General features: G+C 74.0%; 19 protein-coding genes. 10 read left to right on the top strand and 9 right to left on the bottom strand.

Annotation, left to right across the window (positions count from 1 at the left end):
* Nucleotides 1-5 precede the first annotated feature (5 nt).
* The 8 genes from AB0N76_RS01675 (at nucleotide 6) to AB0N76_RS01640 (ending at nucleotide 8,297) form a co-directional block, all read left to right on the top strand.
* Entirely contained in the window at nucleotides 6-1,559 is a 1,554-nt protein-coding gene (locus AB0N76_RS01675) for a tryptophan halogenase family protein (RefSeq protein WP_363552024.1), read from the top strand.
* A 30-nt stretch (nucleotides 1,560-1,589) separates the two neighbouring features.
* The gene (locus AB0N76_RS01670) at nucleotides 1,590-2,885 is read left to right on the top strand and encodes a cation:proton antiporter (RefSeq protein WP_363552026.1); all 1,296 of its coding nucleotides are present in this window, start codon (nucleotides 1,590-1,592) and stop codon (nucleotides 2,883-2,885) included.
* Nucleotides 2,882-3,394, top strand: a complete 513-nt coding sequence (locus AB0N76_RS01665) for a flavin reductase family protein (RefSeq protein WP_363552028.1) — start codon at nucleotides 2,882-2,884, stop codon at nucleotides 3,392-3,394. The genes AB0N76_RS01670 and AB0N76_RS01665 overlap by 4 nt, the downstream gene beginning before the upstream one ends.
* Nucleotides 3,395-3,554: 160 nt before the next feature.
* Nucleotides 3,555-3,872, top strand: coding sequence for a winged helix-turn-helix domain-containing protein (locus AB0N76_RS01660; RefSeq protein WP_363552030.1), 318 nt, complete (start codon nucleotides 3,555-3,557; stop codon nucleotides 3,870-3,872).
* Nucleotides 3,869-4,102, top strand: coding sequence for a hypothetical protein (locus tag AB0N76_RS01655; protein ID WP_363552032.1), 234 nt, complete (start codon nucleotides 3,869-3,871; stop codon nucleotides 4,100-4,102). The genes AB0N76_RS01660 and AB0N76_RS01655 overlap by 4 nt, the downstream gene beginning before the upstream one ends.
* Nucleotides 4,099-4,896, top strand: coding sequence for a sensor domain-containing protein (locus tag AB0N76_RS01650; RefSeq protein WP_363552034.1), 798 nt, complete (start codon nucleotides 4,099-4,101; stop codon nucleotides 4,894-4,896). The genes AB0N76_RS01655 and AB0N76_RS01650 overlap by 4 nt, the downstream gene beginning before the upstream one ends.
* A gap of 66 nt (nucleotides 4,897-4,962) precedes the next feature.
* Nucleotides 4,963-5,745, top strand: a complete 783-nt coding sequence (locus tag AB0N76_RS01645; RefSeq protein WP_363552036.1) for an ABC transporter ATP-binding protein — start codon at nucleotides 4,963-4,965, stop codon at nucleotides 5,743-5,745.
* Entirely contained in the window at nucleotides 5,742-8,297 is a 2,556-nt protein-coding gene (locus tag AB0N76_RS01640; RefSeq protein WP_363552038.1) for an FtsX-like permease family protein, read from the top strand. Before AB0N76_RS01645 ends, AB0N76_RS01640 begins: the two co-directional genes overlap by 4 nt.
* Before the next feature lie 94 nt (nucleotides 8,298-8,391).
* Here AB0N76_RS01640 and AB0N76_RS01635 read toward each other — a convergent pair whose 3' ends face one another.
* The 9 genes from AB0N76_RS01635 to AB0N76_RS01595 form a co-directional block, all read right to left on the bottom strand.
* Nucleotides 8,392-9,132: an alpha/beta fold hydrolase gene (locus AB0N76_RS01635; RefSeq protein WP_363552040.1), complete on the bottom strand. Its 741-nt coding sequence runs from the start codon at nucleotides 9,130-9,132 to the stop codon at nucleotides 8,392-8,394.
* A complete protein-coding gene (locus tag AB0N76_RS01630) occupies nucleotides 9,126-10,160 on the bottom strand; it encodes a helix-turn-helix domain-containing protein (protein ID WP_363552042.1) in 1,035 nt (344 codons plus the stop codon). Before AB0N76_RS01630 ends, AB0N76_RS01635 begins: the two co-directional genes overlap by 7 nt.
* 183 nt (nucleotides 10,161-10,343) lie before the next feature.
* The gene (locus AB0N76_RS01625; protein WP_363552044.1) at nucleotides 10,344-11,279 is read right to left on the bottom strand and encodes an ATP-binding cassette domain-containing protein; all 936 of its coding nucleotides are present in this window, start codon (nucleotides 11,277-11,279) and stop codon (nucleotides 10,344-10,346) included.
* Nucleotides 11,280-11,285: 6 nt separating this feature from the next.
* A complete protein-coding gene (locus AB0N76_RS01620) occupies nucleotides 11,286-11,486 on the bottom strand; it encodes an MbtH family protein (protein WP_363552046.1) in 201 nt (66 codons plus the stop codon).
* A gap of 122 nt (nucleotides 11,487-11,608) precedes the next feature.
* A complete protein-coding gene (locus AB0N76_RS01615) occupies nucleotides 11,609-13,180 on the bottom strand; it encodes an amino acid adenylation domain-containing protein (RefSeq protein WP_363552048.1) in 1,572 nt (523 codons plus the stop codon).
* 165 nt (nucleotides 13,181-13,345) lie between these two features.
* On the bottom strand, nucleotides 13,346-14,335 hold the full coding sequence (locus AB0N76_RS01610; protein WP_363552050.1) for a TauD/TfdA family dioxygenase: 990 nt from the start codon (nucleotides 14,333-14,335) through the stop codon (nucleotides 13,346-13,348).
* Between the two features lie 228 nt (nucleotides 14,336-14,563).
* On the bottom strand, nucleotides 14,564-14,797 hold the full coding sequence (locus AB0N76_RS01605) for a hypothetical protein (protein WP_363552052.1): 234 nt from the start codon (nucleotides 14,795-14,797) through the stop codon (nucleotides 14,564-14,566).
* A gap of 18 nt (nucleotides 14,798-14,815) precedes the next feature.
* On the bottom strand, nucleotides 14,816-15,115 hold the full coding sequence (locus AB0N76_RS01600) for a winged helix-turn-helix domain-containing protein (protein ID WP_363552054.1): 300 nt from the start codon (nucleotides 15,113-15,115) through the stop codon (nucleotides 14,816-14,818).
* A 227-nt stretch (nucleotides 15,116-15,342) separates the two neighbouring features.
* Complete coding sequence (locus AB0N76_RS01595) at nucleotides 15,343-17,019, bottom strand: NAD(P)/FAD-dependent oxidoreductase (protein WP_363552056.1); 1,677 nt, start codon at nucleotides 17,017-17,019, stop codon at nucleotides 15,343-15,345.
* Nucleotides 17,020-17,257: 238 nt separating this feature from the next.
* Between AB0N76_RS01595 and AB0N76_RS01590 the strand changes: the two genes are divergently transcribed.
* Together AB0N76_RS01590 and AB0N76_RS01585 are read left to right on the top strand one after the other, a co-directional pair.
* A complete protein-coding gene (locus AB0N76_RS01590; RefSeq protein ID WP_363552058.1) occupies nucleotides 17,258-18,541 on the top strand; it encodes a sensor domain-containing protein in 1,284 nt (427 codons plus the stop codon).
* Nucleotides 18,532-19,176, top strand: coding sequence for a response regulator transcription factor (locus tag AB0N76_RS01585; RefSeq protein ID WP_363552060.1), 645 nt, complete (start codon nucleotides 18,532-18,534; stop codon nucleotides 19,174-19,176). The genes AB0N76_RS01590 and AB0N76_RS01585 overlap by 10 nt, the downstream gene beginning before the upstream one ends.
* Nucleotides 19,177-19,333: the final 157 nt, after the last annotated feature.

The raw sequence follows: 19,333 nt of genomic DNA, 5'->3' as shown, positions 1-19,333 counted from the left end.
AAGCGATGCTCAACAAGGTAGTGATCGTCGGCGGGGGAACGGCCGGGTGGATGACCGCCTCGTATCTCAAGGCGGCATTCGGCGAGCGGATCGACATCACCCTGGTGGAATCGGGGAACGTCGGCACGGTGGGCGTCGGGGAGGCCACCTTCAGCGATATCCGGCACTTCTTCGAGTTCCTCGGACTCAAGGAGCGGGACTGGATGCCGGCGTGCAACGCCACGTACAAGCTCGCGGTGCGCTTCGAGAACTGGCGCGAGCCCGGGCACTACTTCTACCACCCGTTCGAGCAGATGCGGTCGGTCAACGGCTTCCCGCTCACCGACTGGTGGCTCCAGCAGGGCCCGACCGACCGGTTCGACAAGGACTGCTTCGTGATGGCCTCGGTCATCGACCAGGGCCTCAGCCCCCGGATGCTCGACGGCACCCTGATCGACCAGCCGTTCGACGAGACCGCCGACGAGATGGCCGGTCTCACCATGTCCGAGCACCAGGGCAAGACCCAGTTCCCGTACGCCTACCACTTCGAGGCGGCGCTGCTGGCCAAGTACCTGACCACCTACTCGGTCGAGCGCGGCGTCAAGCACATCGTCGACGACGTGCAGGACGTCCAGCTGGACGAGCGCGGCTTCATCAGCGGCGTGCGCACCAAGGAGCACGGCGACGTCACCGGCGACCTGTTCGTCGACTGCACCGGCTTCCGCGGCCTGCTGCTGAACAAGGCGCTGGAGGAGCCGTTCATCTCCTACCAGGACACCCTGCCGAACGACAGCGCGGTCGCCCTCCAGGTCCCGATGGACATGGAGCGCCGGGGCATCCGCCCCTGCACCACCGCCACCGCCCAGGACGCCGGCTGGATCTGGACCATCCCGCTGATGGGCCGGGTCGGCACCGGCTACGTCTACGCCAAGGACTACCTGTCCCCGGAGGAGGCCGAGGCCACCCTGCGCAAGTTCGTCGGCCCCGCCGCCGACGACGTCCAGGCCAACCACATCAAGATGCGGATCGGCCGCAGCCGCAACTCCTGGTCGCGCAACTGCGTCGCGATCGGCCTGGCCAGCGGCTTCGTCGAGCCGCTGGAGTCGACCGGCATCTTCTTCATCCACCACGCGATCGAGCAGCTGGTGAAGAACTTCCCGGGCGAGGACTGGAACCCGACCCACCGCGACCTCTACAACAGCGCCATCGCCAACGTCATGGACGGCGTCCGGGAGTTCCTGGTGCTGCACTACGTCGGGGCCAAGCGCGCCGACAACCAGTACTGGCGGGACACCAAGACCCGGCAGATCCCCGACTCGCTGGCCGAGCGGATCGAGCAGTGGAAGACCCAGCTGCCCGATTCTGAGACGGTGTTCCCGCGCTACCACGGGCTGCCCCCGTACTCGTACATGTGCATCCTGCTCGGGACCGGTGGGATCGAGCTGAAGCCCTCGCCCGCCCTGGCCCTGTCCGACCCGTCCGCGGCGGAGCGCGAGTTCCGGCTCATCCGGGAGAAGACCGACCGGCTCGCCCAGGTCCTGCCGAAGGCGTACGACTACTTCGCGGCCCAGATGCGCTGACCTGCTCGCGACCGGAAGGGATCGCTCGGCATGGACGTCCTCGGGCTCCTGCTTCGCATTGCACACCTGGCCGCGGCGCTGGCCGTGGTCCTGCTGATCGCCAAGCTGGGCAGGAGCGCGGCCGAGCGGTTGCGCCAGCCCGGGGTGATCGGGGAGATCCTGGCGGGCCTGCTGGCCGGGCCCGCCGCGCTCGCCCTGCTCGGTGACCGCGCCTTCGACGCGGCACTTCCCGCACCGGTGCTCGACGACGTCAAACTGGTGGCCAAGGCCGGCCTGGTGCTCTTCCTGGTCGGCCTGGCCCACAAACTGCGGATCGGGCCGAACCGGCCACCGCGCCGCGCCACCGCGTGGGTCTCGGCGGGATCTCTCCTCCCACCGCTGCTCACCGGGGTGCTGCTGGTCGGCTGGGTGCTGGTCACCGGCGACGACGCGGCCCGGGGCGGCTCGCCGATGCCCGCCTTCCTGCTGATGACCGCGGTGACGATGTCCATCACCGCCGTCCCGGTGCTGGCCCGGATCCTGGCCGACCGGGGCATGAGCGAGTCCTCGGCGGGACGGCTGGCGCTGTCCTCGGCGATCGTCATCGACGCGCTGGGCTGGCTGCTGCTGACGGTGGCGATCGGCCTGGGCGCCGGCGACCCGGCCGGTTCGCTGCGCTCCGCCCTCGCGCTGCTGTTCGGCGGCGGGTGCGCGCTCGCCATCCGGTTCCTGCTGCGGACCCGGGCCGCGCAGGAGTTCTGCGCGAGGCTGCCGGTGGCCGCCGCGACCGCGCTCGGCACGGCCGCCCTGGCGGTGGCCTTCACCGTGGAGGAGCTGGGGATGACCGCGATCCTCGGCGCCGCGGCGGTCGGCCTGGCGATCCCCGGGGACGAGTCCGCGCCCTGGGCCCGGGCGGTCGCCTCGGTGACCAGGGCCGGCCGGATGCTGGTGCCGACCTTCTTCGCGGCCACCGGGATCACCGTGCTCAACCGGGCCTTCGACACCGCGTCCTGGTCGCTGATCCTGGTGACCGTGCTGCTCGGCTGCCTCGGCAAGGGGCTGGGCGGCTACCTGGGCGCCCGCTTCGGCGGCGAGGACCGGCACACCGCGCGCCGGATCGGCGTGCTGATGAACACCCGCGGCCTGACCGAGCTGATCGTGATCCAGGCCGGCTACGCCGCCGGGATCCTGACGGCTCCGATGGTGCTGGCCCTGATCACGATGGCGGTGACGACCACCGTCATGACCGGGCCGCTGCTGAACCTGGTCGACCGCCGGGCCCCCGTCGCCCCGGTCCGGCCGACCCCCGTCCACCTTCCCGTAGACCAGGAAAGCGGTGCACGATGACCGACTCCACCCTGCAGTCCGCCGCCGAGGTGACGGCCGACGAGTTCCGGACCATGATGAGCGGCTTCCCGACGGGCGTGTCGGTCACCACCACCTACCTGGACGGGGTGCCGCGCGGGATGACCTGCTCCTCGATGTGCAGCGTCACGCTCGACCCGCCCACCCTGCTGGTCTGCCTGCGCTTCGGCAGCCCGACCCTGGAGGCGATCGTCAAGTCCGGCGCCTTCGCGGTGAACCTGCTGCACGAGAGCGCCCGGGAGACCGCCCAGCTGTTCGCCTCCGGCAACCCGGACCGCTTCGACCTGATCGACTGGGAGCCGGTGCCGGACTCGGCCGGACCGCACCTGGTGCGGGACGCCCGGACGGTGGCCGACTGCGAGGTGGTGCTGACCCAGCGGGTCGGCGACCACGTCACGGTGTTCGGCGAGGCCCGGCGGATCACCCACCCGCAGCCGCAGCCGCCGCTGCTCTACGGTCTGCGCCAGTTCCGTTCCTGGTCACAGGTCTGACGCGGCGTCACCCCAGGAAAGCGCGTTCGAAGGTCCGGCTCGGCACCACGAGCCGGACCTTCGCGCCGTCCGGGCCCGGGCCGTCCGCATCGCCATTGACAGCTCTCTGCGCCATATGTAAGTTCCAGATTACAGGTAGGGGAGCTTGGGGTGGTTGACGATGACCAGCGAGGAGCTTCTGGCGCTGCTCGCGGCCCTGGGCCACGCGCAGCGCCTCCGGGTGATCGCCGAACTGGCCGGCGGCCGGATGTACGTGAGTGAACTGGCCCGACGGCTGGGCGTGTCCAGGCCGCTGCTCTACATGCACCTGGAGCGGCTGGAGACGGCCGGTCTGGTCGCGGGCCGGCTGGAGCTGAGCCCGGACGGCAAGGCGCTCAAGTACTACGAGCTGGCACCGTTCGACGTGCGCCTGAATGCGGACACGATCCTCGCGGCACTCGGCGGGGAGCAGCCAGACGGGAAAGGGACGAGCACATGACCGGCGCCGCGATCGCCATCACCCTCGTACTGATCATCACGATCGGCATCACCACCGGCACGGTCGCCTTCTTCAAGCTCCAGCGGCACCGCTCGGACGCCGTCGCGATGGCCGAGTTCCGGCGCCTCGCCGAGGAGGCCGTCGCCAACCAGGAGGTCTTACACGGCCGGCTGACCGAACTGCACGACCGGCTGGCCGCCGTCGAGACCCTGCTGCGGAGCGTGGAGTGAGCCGCCGCGGCCGAGCGGGCCGCCCCCGGCCGCCGCGCCGTCCCGAACCGGCCGACCCGCGGCTGCGCGGCGACCGGCTCGGCGCGGCCCACGGCCCGCTGCGGACCCTGTGCTCCGCCGCCCCCTGGCGGGCGAGCGGCTACCTCGCCAGTTACCTGGTGACCGGCCCCGCCCTGTTCGCCGTCGCCCTGACCGCCGTCCTGGTCGGCGTCGTGCTCAGCCTGTTCAGCTTCACCGTGCTGCTGGTGGCCGGCTCCGCCTGGGCCGTCCGCTGCTGCGCGCAGGTGGAACGCGGCCGCGCCGTCCTGGTCGCCGACCCGATCCCCTACCGCTACCGCGACCTCACCGGGCTCGACCTGACCGCCCGGCTCCCGGCCCGGCTCGGCGACGCCGCGCTGGGCCGCGACTGCGCCTGCCTGATCCTGCTCTTCCCGGTCCTGCTGCTGCTCGACGCGGTCGCCCTGCTGGTCTGGCTGGTCCTGCTGGCCGGGGTCTCGCTGCCGCTCTGGTTCCACGCCGTCGACTCCACCCGCGCCGACGGGACGGTGACGGCCGGCGTGCGGTTCGGCCCGGTCGACGGCCCCGCGCTGTGGATCGACGGCTGGCCCGCCGCGCTCGGCGCCGCCCTGCTCTGCCTGCTCCTCGCCGCGCTCTGGAGCCGGCCCCTGGTCGCCGCCGCCCGGCTGCACCTGCGGGTCGCCCGTACCCTGCTCCGCCCGCCCACCGATCCGCTCGCACCGGCCAAGCGCGTACTCGCCGAACCGGGGCCGCTGGCCGCCCTGCGGCACGGCTGACCCCCGGCCCGGCCGACCCGCCCGCCGCGTACCACGACCCGAACCGCCCGGAAGGGGCAGTACAAGATGAACGGGACACCGAACCCGCACCCCGAGGACGTCGTGCGGCTCGACTCCGTCCGCAAGATCTACAAGGGCTCGAAGAACACGGTGGCCGCCCTGGAGGACGTCACCGTCGGCCTGCCCCGGGGCAGTTTCACCGCGGTGATGGGCCCGTCGGGCTCCGGCAAGAGCACCTTCCTGCACTGCGCCGCCGGGCTCGACCGGCCGACCTCCGGCTCGGTCCGGCTGGACGGCGTGGAGCTCACCTCGCTCGGCGAGAAGGAGCTGACCAAGCTGCGCCGGGAGCGGATCGGCTTCGTCTTCCAGGCCTTCAACCTGCTGCCCGCGCTGGACGTGGTCGACAACGTCACGCTGCCGCTGCGGCTGGCCGGCCGCAAGCCGCGCAAGGACGAGGTCGACGAGGTGATCGAGCGGGTCGGCCTGGCCGACCGCAAGCGCAACCGGCCCGGCGAGCTCTCCGGCGGCCAGCAGCAGCGCGTCGCCATCGCCCGCGCCCTGGTCACCCGCCCCGCCGTGGTGTTCGGCGACGAGCCGACCGGCGCCCTCGACACCCACACCGCCCGCGAGGTGCTCCAGCTGCTCCGCGAGGCCGTCCAGTGGGCCGGCCAGACCGTCGTCATGGTCACCCACGACCCGATCGCCGCCGCCCACGCCGACCGGGTGCTGTTCCTCGCCGACGGCCGGATCGTCGGCGTCCTGGAGCGGCCGACCCCGGACGAGGTCGCCGACCGGATGACCCAGCTCGGCGCCTGGGCCCAGAACTCGCCGCGCGGAGCCCACCGATGATCAGGCTCGCGCTCCAGACCCTGCGCCACCACAAGGGCGGCTTCGTCGGGTCGTTCATCGCGCTCTTCCTCGGCGCCGCCCTGGTCATGGGCTGCGGCGCCCTGATGGAGACCGGCATCCACAATGCCGCGCCGCCGGAGCGGCTCGCCGCCGCCCCGGTCGTGGTCACCGGCGACCAGTCCTACGCCGGCACCCGGCGCGACACCTTCCAGGAGCGGATCCGGATCGACGCCGGCCTCGCCGCCCGGATCGGCAGCGTCCCCGGGGTCACCGAGACCGTCCCGGGGCTCTCCTTCGGCGCCGCGCTGCTGGCCGACGGCGGCGGGTCCGCGCCGAAGGCCACCGGCTTCAACTGGTCCGCGGCCCGGCTCGCGCCCTACCGGCTCGCCGAGGGCTCGGCGCCGGAGCAGCCCGGCCGGATCGCGCTCGGCACCGCGCTGGCCGCCTCGGCCGGCGTCAAGCCCGGTGACAAGGTCCGGCTGGTGGTCCGCGGCGAACCCGCCGAGTTCCAGGTCACCGGCCTGGTCGACGGGCCGGCCGCCGACCGCACGCTGTTCGTCTCCGACGCCGAGGCCGGGAAGGTCTCCGGCCACCCCGGCCAGGCCGACTCGATCGGCGTCCTCACCGCCCCCGACACCGCGCCCGGCCCGGTCAAGAAGGCCGTCGCCGCCGCGCTGGCCGGCTCCGGCCAGCCGCTCAAGGTGCTGACCGGCGACGAGCGCGGCCGGGCCGAGAACCCCGAGGTGATCAAGCGCGGCCAGACCCTGATCACGCTGTCCGCGGTGTTCGGCGGCCTGTCCGCCTCGGTCGCGGTCTTCGTGGTGGCCGGCACCCTCGGCCTCTCCATCCAGCAGCGCCGCCGCGAACTCGCCCTGCTGCGCGCCATCGGCACCACCCCCGGCCAGCTGCGCCGGCTGGTCCTCGGCGAGACGCTGTTCCTCGCCGTGATCGCCACCGCGCTGGCCACCGTTCCCGGCCCCTGGGTCGGCCGGCTGCTGCTGGACGCCTTCGCCTCGGCCGGGGTGGTGCCGGAGAGCATCGCCTTCCGGGCCGGCTGGGTCCCGCAGGCCGCCGGCGCGGGCGTCGCCCTGATCACCGCGCTCGGCGCGGCGTTCATCGCCTCCCGCAGCGCCGCCCGCACCCGCCCCACCGAGGCGCTCGCCGAGGCCAGCCTGCAGCGCCGCTGGTTCAACTGGACCCGGCTGGTGTTCGCGGTGCTCTTCCTGGTCGGCGGCGCCGCCCTCGGCCTGGTCACCGCCAACATGGACGGCCCGCAGGCCGGTTCCACCGCGATCCCCGGGGCGATGCTCTGGACCGCCGGCTTCGGCCTGCTCGGCCCCGGCATGGCCAAGCTCGCCGCCACCGTGCTGCGGGCGCCGCTGCGCGCCTTCACCGGACTGGCCGGCCGGCTCGCCACCCTCAACACCCGGGCCCGGGCCAGCCGGACGGCGGCGGCGGTGCTGCCGGTGATGCTCGCCTCCGGGCTGGCCACCGCGATGATCTACCTCCAGACCACCCAGACCGCCGGGGCCCAGGAGGCGTTCACCGACAACCTCAAGGCCGACCTGGTGGTCGCCTCCGCCACCGGCGGGCTGCCGCTCTCCCTGGTGGACGAGGTCGGGCGGGTGCCCGGCGTCGCGGCCGCCTCCGCCCAGCTCTCCAGCGCCGGCTACCTGGCGCCGCCGGAGCCGCCCGCGGGCAAGAAGAAGAACGACGACCGGGACGACCGGCTGGAGCCCACCGAGGTGCTCTTCCAGGGCGTCACCGCGGCCGGCGTGGCCGCCACCACCGGCTACCGGGTCTCCTCCGGCGACCTCGGCGCACTGACCGGCGACACCGTCGCCCTGCCCACCGGGCTCGGCGGCCACAAGGTCGGCGACCAGGTGCCGATGCGGCTCGGCGACGGCACCCGGGTCACCCTGCGGGTGGTCGCCACCGTCGACGCCCGGCGCGGCTACGAGACCGCCCTGCTGCCCGCCGGGCTGCTCGCCGCGCACACCGACGAGGGCACCGTCCAGCAGATCCTGGTGAGCGCCGCGCCGGGCACCGACACCGGCAGGCTGCGGGCCTCGCTGGCCGCGCTCGGCGACAGGCACCCCGGGCTCCGGGTGGCCACCCGGGCCACCGTCGAGGCCGGGCACGCCAAGGAGGCCGACACCCAGACCTGGATGTCCTTCCTGGTGGTCGCCATGGTGATCGGCTACGCCACCATCGCGCTGGTGAACACCCAGGTGCTGGCCACCACCGAACGGCGCCGGGAGTTCATGCTGCAGCGGCTGATCGGGGCCAGCAAGCAGCAGATCATCCGGATGATGACGGTGGAGAGCGTGCTGGTCGCCGGATCCGGGGTGCTGCTCGGGCTGGTGGTCGCGGCGGCCACGCTGATCCCGCTCAGCCTGAGCGTGCTGGGCTCCCCGGTGCCGGAGGGCCCGCTGTGGATCCTGCCCACGGTGATCGGCGCGGCGGTGGCCCTCACCCTCGGCACGACGCTCCTCTGCACCACCCTGACCCTCCGCGGCCGCCCCGCCGAAGCGGCCGGCAGCCCGGAGTAGCCGGACCGGACGGGCACGACGGAGCCCCGGCCACCCCCGCGACGGGGGTGGCCGGGGCTCCGGCATGTGAGGTTCGGGGCGGGGAGGGACCGGCTCAGGTCACCGGAAGCAGCCGCTGGGCGATGTCGGCCAACGCATCGGCGGTGCGGGCCGGGTGGTCGACGGCGAACATGTGGCCGCCCTCCAGCAGCCGGCTGCTGCGCGCGCCGACCAGCGGCTCCAGCCGGCGCAGCAGCGCGGGCGGGCTCACCCGGTCGGCGGTCCCGCCGAGCAGGTGCACCGGGGCCGTCACCGGGCCGGGCCGCCAGCCCGCGGCGGCGACGAAGGTGAGGTCCCGGCGCAGCACCGGCACGATGTAGGAGACCGCGAACTTCTCGGAGATCTCCAGCTCCAGCAGCATCCCCCGGCGCCCCGCCTCGGCGAACAGCCGGCGGTCGTCCAGGCAGAGCAGGTCGTCCGAGCTGCGGCCGGGCTCCGGCGGCGCGGAGAGCACCAGGTGCAGCCCGTCCGGCCAGTCCGCCCCGCGCTGCCGGGCCATCGCGTGCACCACGGCGGCGCCCAGGCTGTGCCCGAACAGCAGGCCGGGCCCGCGCAGTTCGCCGTCCAGCAGGTCCAGGTAGCAGCGGGCCAGCGCGTCGATCCCGCCGCCCGGGCGGATCGGCCGCGGCGGGTGCTCCGGCGGCTGGACGCCGATCACCGTCCAGTCCGGGTCGCACTTGCGGGCCAGCCGGGCGAAGGAGCGGGTGGACCCGCCGGCGAAGGGCACGCAGATCAGCCGGAACCCGCCGGTGCCGGCCCGGAGCACTTCGAGGTCGGGGCCCTCGCGGGCTACCACCGCTCGCTCTCCCGCGCTGGGCCGACCGGCGCGACCGGACCGACCGGCGCGACCGCGCCGTGCGGCGGGTGCGACGGGTGCGGCCACAGGTGCGAGGCCGGGGCCGGGTGCTCCCGGGAGAGCCGGGCGGCCGACCGCCCGGCGCCGGACCGGGCCGGCCGCGCCGTCCGGCCGTCCAGCAGCGCCACGCCCAGCGGGGTCACCGAGTGGAAGACGGTGTTGCGGACCCGCCGGGTGGTGATCAGCCCGGTCTGCCGCAGCACCGCGGTGTGCTGGCTCGCTCCGGCCACCGAGATGCCGAGCCGGTCGGCGAGCTGACTGGTGGTGCAGCTGGCCCGCAGTGCCCGCAGCGCGGCGGCCCGGGTCTGCCCGACCAGCGCGCCGAGCGACTGCCGGCCCGCCTCCCGCTCGCCCCACAGTTCGGCCGCCCGTTCGGCGTCCAGCAGCGCGGAGACCGCCAGCAGCAGCTGGCCGTCCTCCTGGTCGTCGTTGATCAGCTGGCCGGGCTGGTGGCCGAGGAACACCGAGGGGCTGATCACCAGGCCGCGGCCGTCCAGCCGGACGTCCTCGTCGGGTGCGCCGTGGATCTCCAGCACCGGCGCGTTCCAGCGGATCTTGGGGTGCAGGGTGGCGAGCAGCCGCTCGACCCCGCCGGTCATCACGATCCGGCCGCGGGCGTCGCAGTCCGCCTCCAGGCAGCCGAGCAGCTGGTCCCAGTACGGCGCCACCGCGACCCGCCAGACCTCGGGCAGGCTCTCCGTCACCCGGCGCAGCCGCTCGGTCCGGCGGGCCGGGTCGGCCCCGGGCCCGTCCGGCGCGCCCGGGCGCAGCAGCGCCCCCGGGACGGCCTCGGGCAGGGTCGCGAGCTGCGGCAGCCGGGCGGCGGACTGCCGGCGCCAGCGGGCGTAGCCGGGACCGCCGCCGCGGGTGAGCAGGCCGAGGGCGAACACCGTCTCGGCGTAGGGGCCGGCGGTGGGGCTCAGCCGCACCCGTGCGAGGTCGCCGGCGGTGAAGTGGATTCGTAACATCTGCGCTCTCCCCCCGGAGGCCAGGGCCGGTGCGGGAGCGCGGGTGCCCGGTCGATGGGCATGCCGCAGGGACCGCGGGCCGGCTGTCACTGAGTCAGGTTCGGCCGGTCGGCCGCGGATCGGTCGAGGTGGATCGGGCGGTGCGCCGGCCGGTCCGACCGGCCGGTGAGGCGGGCCGGCCGGTCAGACCTTCTGGCCGGTCAGGTTGACGAAGACGTCGTCCAGCGTCGGCCGGCGGAGGGCGAAGTCGGCGATCTCGACCCCCTCCTCCTGCAGGGCCACCGCCACCGCGGCGATGCCGCCCACGCCGTGGTCGAGCTGGACGGCGAGCTCGTGCCGCTCCTCGTCCACCGTGGTCTCGGCGACCGTGACCCGGCGGATCGCGGCCAGCGCCGCCGGCAGTTGCTCCGGCCGCACCAGCGCGAGGTGGAGCCGGTCCGGCCCGGTCTTGCGCTTGAGCTCGTCCGGGGTGCCCTCGGCGATCACCCGGCCCTCGTCGACCACGGCGATCCGGTCGGCGAGGTAGTCCGCCTCCTCCAGGTACTGCGTGGTGAGCAGCACCGTCACGCCGTCGGCGACGAGTCGGCGCACGGCCGTCCACAGGGCCATCCGGCTCACCGGGTCGAGGCCGGTGGTGGGCTCGTCCAGGAAGAGCACCGAGGGCGCCGCCACCAGGCAGGCGGCCAGGTCGAGGCGCCGCCGCATGCCGCCGGAGTACTCCTTGACCGGCCGGTCGCCGGCGTCCACCAGCTTGAACTCCTCCAGCAGCTGTCCGGCCTTCTCCCGGGCGGCCTTGCGGCCGAGGTGCAGCAGGGTGCCGATCAGGACCAGGTTCTCCCGGCCGGTGAGCAGCTCGTCCACTGCGGCGTACTGGCCGGCCAGGCCGATCCGGCGGCGGACCTCGCGCGCTTCCTTGACGACGTCGAACCCGGCCACCCGGGCGTGCCCGCCGTCGGGTTCGAGGAGGGTGGTGAGCACCCGCACCGTGGTGGTCTTGCCGGCCCCGTTCGGGCCGAGCAGGCCGAGGACGGTCCCGGCGGGCACGGCCAGGTCGAGTCCGCTGAGCGCCTGCTTGTTCTTGTAGCGTTTGCGGACCCCTTCGGCCCGGATCGCGTCCACTGCGCCCTACGCCTCGCGCAGGCTACGCGGACGCAGGTCGGTCCAGTGCTCCTCGACGTAGGCCAGCGCGGAGTCCCGCGGGCCCTCGTCGAGCGCCACCGTCCAGCCCTGGGGGCGCTCGGCGAAGGCCGGCCACAGGGAGTACTGGCCTTCGTCGTTCACCAGTACCAGGAACGTGCCGTCCGGGTCGTCAAAGGGATTCGTCACGTCGCAGCACTCCGGATCTCGTCGTGGGTGGTGCCGTCATGTCCCGATCATCGTGTCGAGGAGCGCTGACACGGCACTGACGGTCCCCTGAGAGTGCCACCCGCGGACCGCTCACAGACCCGTCACGGCAGGTCGGGGGAGGTTCGGCCGAGCAGTCGGCGGGTGGCCGCGACGTCGGCCTTGCCGTTGGCGTTGAAGACGATCTCCGGCACCACGAACACGTCGTTGGGCGCCAGCGCGGACGGCAGCACCTCGGCCAGCGCCCGGCGGACCACGTCGCCGAAGGCCGGGTCCCCGGCGTACGGCGCGGCCGGCAGGACGAAGACCTCCAGGCTGTCCACCGGCCCGCGGACCACGTCGAAGGCGGCGTTGGCGACCCCCGGCACGGCCAGCACGTGGTGGCGCAGCTCGCCGAGCTCGACCCGGTGCCCGTTGACCTTCAACTGGTCGTCCCGGCGCCCGAGGTAGAGCAGCGCGCCCTCCGGCAGCAGCTCGACCACGTCACCGGTGCGGTAGGCCCGGCCGGACGCGCCGCCGAGCTCCTTCTCGTCGACGAACTTCTCCCGCCCGACGCCGCCCAGGTAGCCCGCCGCCACCGCGCGGCCCGCCACCACCAGCTCCCCCGGCGTGCCGGTCCGGACCGGGCGCAGCTGCTCGTCCACCACGTAGGCGCGGGTGTTCCAGGCGGGCCGGCCGATCGGCACGGTGGGCGTGCCGGGGATCCGGGTGCTGTCGAAGACGTGCGCGCAGCAGCCGATCGTGGTCTCGGTGGGCCCGTAGTGGTTGACCAGCCGCACGCCGTCGATCCGCTCCCCCAGCGAGCGGACCAGGGCCGGGTCCAGCCCCTCGCCGCCGAACATCAGGGTGCGGGTCGCCTGCCGGTAGACCGGCGGCTGCGCCAGCACGTCGAAGAACCGGGCGTGCGAGGGCGTCAGCTTGACGAAGCCGTACGGCTCCGCGCGCTCGCCGAACAGCGTCTCCTGGTCCCACAGTCCGGCCACGGTCACCACCCGGCGCCCCTGGGCGAGCGGCACCCAGAGCGAGGTCATCGCCAGGTCGTAGCCGAGGCTGGCGAACAGCGGGCTGTCGGCGGTGTCCGCGCCGACCACCGAGCCGCACCAGGAGGCGTAGTTGACCAGCGAGCCGTGCTCGATCATGACGCCCTTGGGCGTGCCGGTGGAGCCGGAGGTGAACACCACGTAGGCGATGTCGTCCGGCTGCGGCAGCTCGCGCTCCTGGGACAGCGCCCGGCCGGCCAGCTCGTGCACGTCGATCGACGGCACGTCCGCCCCGGGCAGCCGCCCGGCGGCGCCGGCCCGGTCGTGCACCTGGGCGCGGGCATCGGCACCGGCCACCACGGCGGCGATCCGGTCGGCGGGGTGGGTCGGGTCCACCGGCACGTACGCGGCGCGCAGCGACATCACGGCCAGCGCGGCGGCGATCACGCCCGGCGTCCGGTCGGCCCGGAGCAGCACCCGGTCCCCCGCCGAGACCCCGGCCTCGTCCAGCGCGGCGGATATCTCCCGCACCCAGAGCCAGAGTTGACTGTACGTCAGGATGCTGCCGGCGGATTCGACGGCCGGCGCGTGCGGGGTCTGCCGCGCGTACCGGCGCACCAGTTCGACGACCGAGCCGGCCGCGACCGGCCGGTTCTCGCCCTCGATCACACTCGGGTGTTCCACTGTCGGAGCCAACGCCGCTCCTCCTCCTTCGTTCGACGGCTGTTTCCGTGCACACGCGTCGCGGGGCCGGGCAGCGAGCCCCGGCCCCGCGACGTCGAGGACTGCGGTTCGGTGGACTGTTCGGTTCGGGGCCGCGGTCGGCTCCGCTCAGGGCTTCGGTCGGCTCCGCGCGGGGCCTCAGTCGGCCCTGCGTCCGGCGACCGCCTCGCGGCGGACCACCATGTCCCCCATCGCGACGATGATCTTGCGGTCCCCGACGAAGGGGTCCCGGGCGTGCGACACCAGCATGTTGTCGATCACCACCAGGTCGCCGCGCTCCCACCGGAACCGCTGCGCCAGCCCGTCGTAGACCTCGCGCAGCAGGGCCACCGTCGCGTCGTCGATCGGGGAGCCGTCGCCGAACGAGGCGCTGCGCGGGTACGCGGCCTCGTCGTCGCCGAACAGCGAGCTCATCAGCTCCCGGATGGACGGCTCCAGGCAGGCCGTGTGGTGCAGGAACAGCTGGTTGAAGAAGACCGGCTCGCCGGTCCGGGGGTGGCGCACCACGGCCGGCGCCCACTGCCGGGTGCGCAGCGAGCCGTCCGGCAGCCACTCGCACTCCACGTCCTGGGCCCGGCAGCGCTCCTCCACCTCGGCCCGGTCGTCCGTCCCGAACATGTCCGGCCAGGCGATGTCCAGGCCGGTGATGAAGTTCCGCACGTAGCGGATGCCGAGCCGCTCGAAGCGGTCCCGGAGCTCCTCGGGCAGCGCGGCGTAGACCTTGCGGCCGTCCACGATCGGGGTGGCCCCGCCCTCCTCGGAGGGCCGCAGGCAGCAGAAGAACTGCCGGCTCGGCCACTGCGCCATGTGCGAGCTCTCGTGGTGGAAGAGGATCGACTGCTCGGCCGGGTACGGGGTGGACCCGTACACCCGGTCGGTGTCCTTCTCGTGCGGGAGGTCGCCGTAGTCGCCGTACAGCTGGTCGACCAGCGAGGACGCCACCGCCTCGAAGGCGCCCGCCTCCTCGATCGCGAAGCCGCGCAGCAGCACCGCCCCGTGCTCGTGCAGCAGCTCGTCCAGGCCGGCCCGGTGACGCGCGGCCCAGGCCGCCGGATCGGTGCCCGGCACCGTGCAGCGGACCGTGGGGGGGAAGGTCTCCGGGTAGAAGTCGACGCCAGGGCCGAACATTCCTGATCACTCTCCCTCGTGGTGGCAGGCAAGGCCGCCGCGGCGTCCACCGCCGGTGGACTGCCGATGCCACGCTGGAACCCGGCAGAGCAGGGCTCTGGCAGGTCCGCCCCACGGGACAAGCGGGCCGGCTCGGCGGGAACACTCGTGAGTCTAGGGAGCGCCGCAGAGCCGGACCACGTCATTCAGCGACCCGTGAAAGTCGCAGGCCAGTGGGTTACCGGCGGGTCACTCGACGCTGCGCAGCAGGGTTTCGACGGCCTCCACCCGGGTGTGCAGCTCCGTCAACTTGCCGTTCAGCGCCTGCTGGTTGGCGACGGCCTCCTCGGCCAGGCGACGGTATTCGGCCATCGCCGCGGCGTCCGAACGGTGCCGCTGGAGTCTGAAGTACGCGACCGTGCTGGTGGTGATGCCGCCGATGACGATCAGGACGATCGCGATGGCGATGAGGGCGCCGGTCATGTACTTGTCCCCTTCAGTTCACGTCTGGCTGTCCTCGCGGAGTGCCGCGAGGATCGTGTCCGCGTTCAGGCGCACGTCGAACGGGGCCAGCTCGTAGTACTTGAGCGCCTTCCCGTCCGGGCTGAGCTCCAGCTGGCCCACGACCAGGCCCGCCGTCTCCAGCCGCTCCAGGTGCATGTAGAGCAGCGGCCGGGAGACGCCCAGGCGCCGGGCGAGCTCGCTCACGTACATCCGGCCCTCGGCGAGTTCGGCGATCACCCGCAGACGCTGCGCGTGCCCCACGGCCGCGAGCAACGCCAAGAGTTCCTCGCTGGTCAAAGGTCACACCCCCTCGCGTCTGCCGGAAAAGCCTGTCCGCCAAGCCTTTCCCATCCCGGGAAGGGGTGTCAAACACGCGCAAAGCCGCGTCCGCACTGGTCAGCGGCCCGGGGGCGGGAGGCCGGGACGGGGTCGGGGCCGGGAACGCCGCCGCGCCCGTGCACCGCTGGTCGCGGTCCACGGGCGCGGGTGCCCGGTCGGTTGCCTCGCGGCTAGCCCAGGCGGGGCTAGCCCAGGCGGGGCAGGCCGCGGGCGGTGCGCCGGGCCGAGCCGCGGGAGACGGCCAGCGGGTCCCAGCCGTCCGGGCGCTCCGGCAACAGGTCCGGGTCGGACAGCACCGCGCCCGTGTGCACCTCGTGGATCAGCCGGCGCTCCATGATCTGTGCGGCACAGGCGACCCCACCGACCGCGACCCCGGTGATACCGCTGCCGTAGCGGGTGCTCGCCCCGACGACGTACAGGCCGTCGACGCTGGTGCGGGTGTCGGGGCGGGCCCCCACCCCGCCCCACTCGGCCAGGCCGAACGGCGTGCCGCCGGTCGAACGGACGTACCGCTCGTGGGTGATCGGAGTACCGACCTCCAGGTGGGTGATGTGCTCGCGGATCGGGCCGAGCGCCTCCTCCGCGGCCGCCAGCATCGCCTCGGTGAGCTTCTGCTTGCGCGCCTGGTAGCCGGCGTCCCGGCGGTAGGAGCCACCGTCGGCGGGGCCGCGCTCCAGGCCCCACCACTCGGTGCCGGGCGGGCAGAGCGTCATCACCTGGAGGTTGGTGTGCCCCGGCGGGCACACCGTGGTCGACTCCGGGTCCTTCAGCGAGGCGAAGGAGACGAACAGGAACGGCACCGGGTCGAGTTCGCCGCGGCCCAGCGAGGCGTAGTACTCGTCGATGTCCTCGCCCCGGTACCACCACAGGTTGGCCTCGTTGGGGCGCTCCAGCTCCCGGTCCAGCCCGAGGTAGAGGGTGGCGAACGGCAGGCCCATGACGGCCTCCCGGGTCTTCGTCACCAGCTTCTTCGGGAAGTGCTCGGCGCCGACCAGGTCCAGCACGGTGCGCCGGTAGTCGGCGTTGGACACCACCAGCGGCGCCCGCACCGTCGTCCCGTCCGCCAGCCCGACCCCGGTGACCTTGCGGTCCGCCACCAGGACCTTCTCCACCCGGGCCTGGGTCCGCAGTTCGCCGCCGTGCGACTCCAGCACCTCGACCAGCGAGGCCACCAGCTGCTGGGCGCCGCCCAGCGGGTAGTAGGCGCCGCGGACGTAGTGGTCGGTGACCGAGGCGTGCATCGAGACGGTGGCCTGGCGCGGGCTCAGCCCGTAGTTGGGCGACTGGGCGGCGAGCACCGTCCGGGCGCGCGGCGACAGCCCGCAGTGGTCGAACAGCTCGGCCAGGGTGCGGCGCCCCCAGCGGACCGAGACCGGGGTGCGGACCATCAGGTCGGCCACGGTCAGGTCCTCGGCAGCCAGCATCGCCGAGTGGATCTCCTCGCCGACCGCGGCGCAGACGTCGATGAAGGTGTCGATGCCGGCCGCGTCGGCGGGCAGCGCCTGCTTGAGCCGGGCCCGGTACGGCTCCCAGCCGGCGGGCATGTCCATCTCCACGCCGGGGACCACGATCCGGTCGAAGCCGTTCCGGTCCATCTCGCGGTAGCGGACCCGGTCGGAGAGGCCGAGCCCGGCGAAGATCGCCGGCAGCACGCCGCCCGGCCCGCAGTCCCCGAGGTAGTGCACGCCCACGTCGAACTCGTAGGAGCGGCGGCGGCGGAACACGTGGCTGTTGCCGCCCGCGACGTCGTACTGCTCCAGCACCAGGACCCGGCGGCCGCCGGCCGCGAGGTACGCGGCGCAGACCAGCCCTCCGATCCCCGAACCGATGACCACGGCATCCCAGTCGTCCTGCAACGACATCGCCGCTCCTCCCCTCTCGGGCACCGACAGACCGGACCCATTGGACGCACACGCCACTGACACGCCACCGACAGCGGGTGGCGGCTCCTGCCTCGGCCCCTCGCCCCCGCCCGTCGCCCGCGCCCGCGGCCCCGCCCCTCACCCCCCGCTCTCCCCCACCCCTCACCCTCAACAAATCTCTGGCTCCCCGGTTAAAGTCAGGTCCGCCGGATTCGGGGAGCGGTCGGGGGAGTGACGGGTGGCAACGGCGAGCGGTGACGCACGGCCATCGCGGGGACCGCGCCCGTACCCGGCCACCCCCACCCTCTGGAGCGCCTGCGCCCACCTCGCCACCGACGGCCTCGCCGCCCTGGCCGGCCTCACCGTCCTGCTGGCGCTGCTGATCGGCGTCTGCCTGCTGCCCGTCGCACTGACCGGTCTGCCGGTCATCGTCGCCGCGGGCTGGGCACTGCACCGCCTCGCCGCCGCCGAACGCGCCCGGCACGCCGCGACCTGCGGACTCGACCTCCCAGCCCCGCCGCGCCCCGCGCTCTCCCCCGCGCTGCTGCGTTCGGCCCGCGCCCTGGCCACCAGCCGCTCCAGCTGGCGGCAGGCCGGCTACTTCCTCGCCCTGCTGCCGCTCTCCGTCCTCACCAACGGCGGCGTGGTGCTCGCCTGGGCGGCGCCGCTCACCCTCGCCGCCCTGCCCGTCTACCGGTCCCGGCTGCCCGACGGGCACGCCGTGCTCGGCCCGCTCACCGTCGACGACACCGGCACCGCCCTGCTGGTCGCGGCCGCCGCGCTGCTCACCGGGCTGTTCGGCTCCCCGCTGCTGGTGCGCGCCCTGATCCGGGCCGACACCGCGCTCGCCCGGACCCTGCTCGCCCCGCCCCGCGACCTGGCCCTGACCCGGCGGGTCGAGGAGCTCACCGAGAGCCGGGCCCAGCTCGTCCGCGCCGTCGAGGCCGAGCGCCGCCGGATCGAACGCGACCTGCACGACGGCGCCCAGCAGCGGCTGGTCGCCCTGTCGATGACCCTCGGCCGAGCAGTCTCCCGGCTACGGAAGAACGGCGACGACGACACCCGGCAGCTCGTCGAACAGGCCCGCGCCGAAGCCCGCGCCGCCATCGCCGAACTCCGCGACCTGGCCCGCGGCCTGCACCCGCCGGTGCTCACCGACCGGGGCCTCGAAGCCGCGCTCACCGCCGTCGCCGCCCGCTCCCCCGTCCCCGTCCGGCTCGACGTCCGGGCCGAACCCCGGCCCCCGGCCGCGGTCGAGGCGATCGCCTACTTCGTGGTCAGCGAGGCGCTCACCAACGTCGCCAAGCACTCCGGGGCCCGGACCGCCTGGGTGGAGATCCGCCGGGCCGGCGACCGGCTCACCGTTACCATCGGCGACGACGGCCGCGGGGGCGCCGACCCCGCCGGCGGCAGCGGACTGTCCGGCCTGGCCGGCCGGGTGGCCGCCGTGGACGGCCGGCTGCGGGTGACCAGCCCGGCCGGCGGACCGACCCTGATCGAAGTGGACGTGCAATGCGGGTAGTGATCGCCGAGGACTCCGCCCTGCTCCGGCAGGGCATCGTCCTGCTCCTCACCGAGGCCGGGCTGGAGGTGGCCGCCGCCGTCGCCGACGGCGAGGCGCTGCTGCGGGCCGTCGCCGAACACCGCCCCCAGGTCGTCGTCACCGACGTCCGGATGCCGCCGACCTTCGTCGACGAGGGGCTGCGCGCCGCGCTCGCGATCCGCGCCCGGTGGCCGGAGACCGGTGTGCTCGTGCTCTCCCAGTACGTCGAGGAGCGGTACGCCGTCGAGCTGGTCGGCAACGGTGGCGGCGGCATCGGCTACCTGCTCAAGGACCGGGTCGACGACGTCGACGACTTCGTGGCCGCGCTGGAGCGGGTCGGCGCCGGCGAGACCGTGCTCGACCCCGAGGTGGTCAAGCAGCTGCTGGTCCGCGGCGGCCGGCGCGACCCGCTGGCCGCGCTCAGCGCCCGCGAACTGGACGTGCTCAAGCTGATGGCGGAGGGCGCGTCGAACACCGACATCGGCGAGTCGCTGACGATCGGCATGAGCGCCGTCGGCAAGCACATCAACAACATCTTCACCAAGCTCGACCTGCCGAAGGTCGACGGCGGACACCGCCGGGTGCTGGCCGTCCTCCGCTACCTGGGAGCCTGACATCGGCACCCCTCCCACCTCCCCCCCACCCCCGCCGGCCACCTCCCCTACCTCCCCGGCCACCCCTCCACTCCCGCCGGCAACCTCCCCTCCACCCCCACCAACCGCCCGGCCGCGTTGGATCATCAGCGCAGGACTCACCGTCCTGGCCGCCTCG

The organism is Kitasatospora sp. NPDC093806, from assembly GCF_040683335.1.
Taxonomy (GTDB): Bacteria; Actinomycetota; Actinomycetes; order Streptomycetales; family Streptomycetaceae; genus Kitasatospora.
Note: the sequence above shows the minus strand (reverse complement) of the source record. Positions and strands in the feature narration are given on the sequence as shown.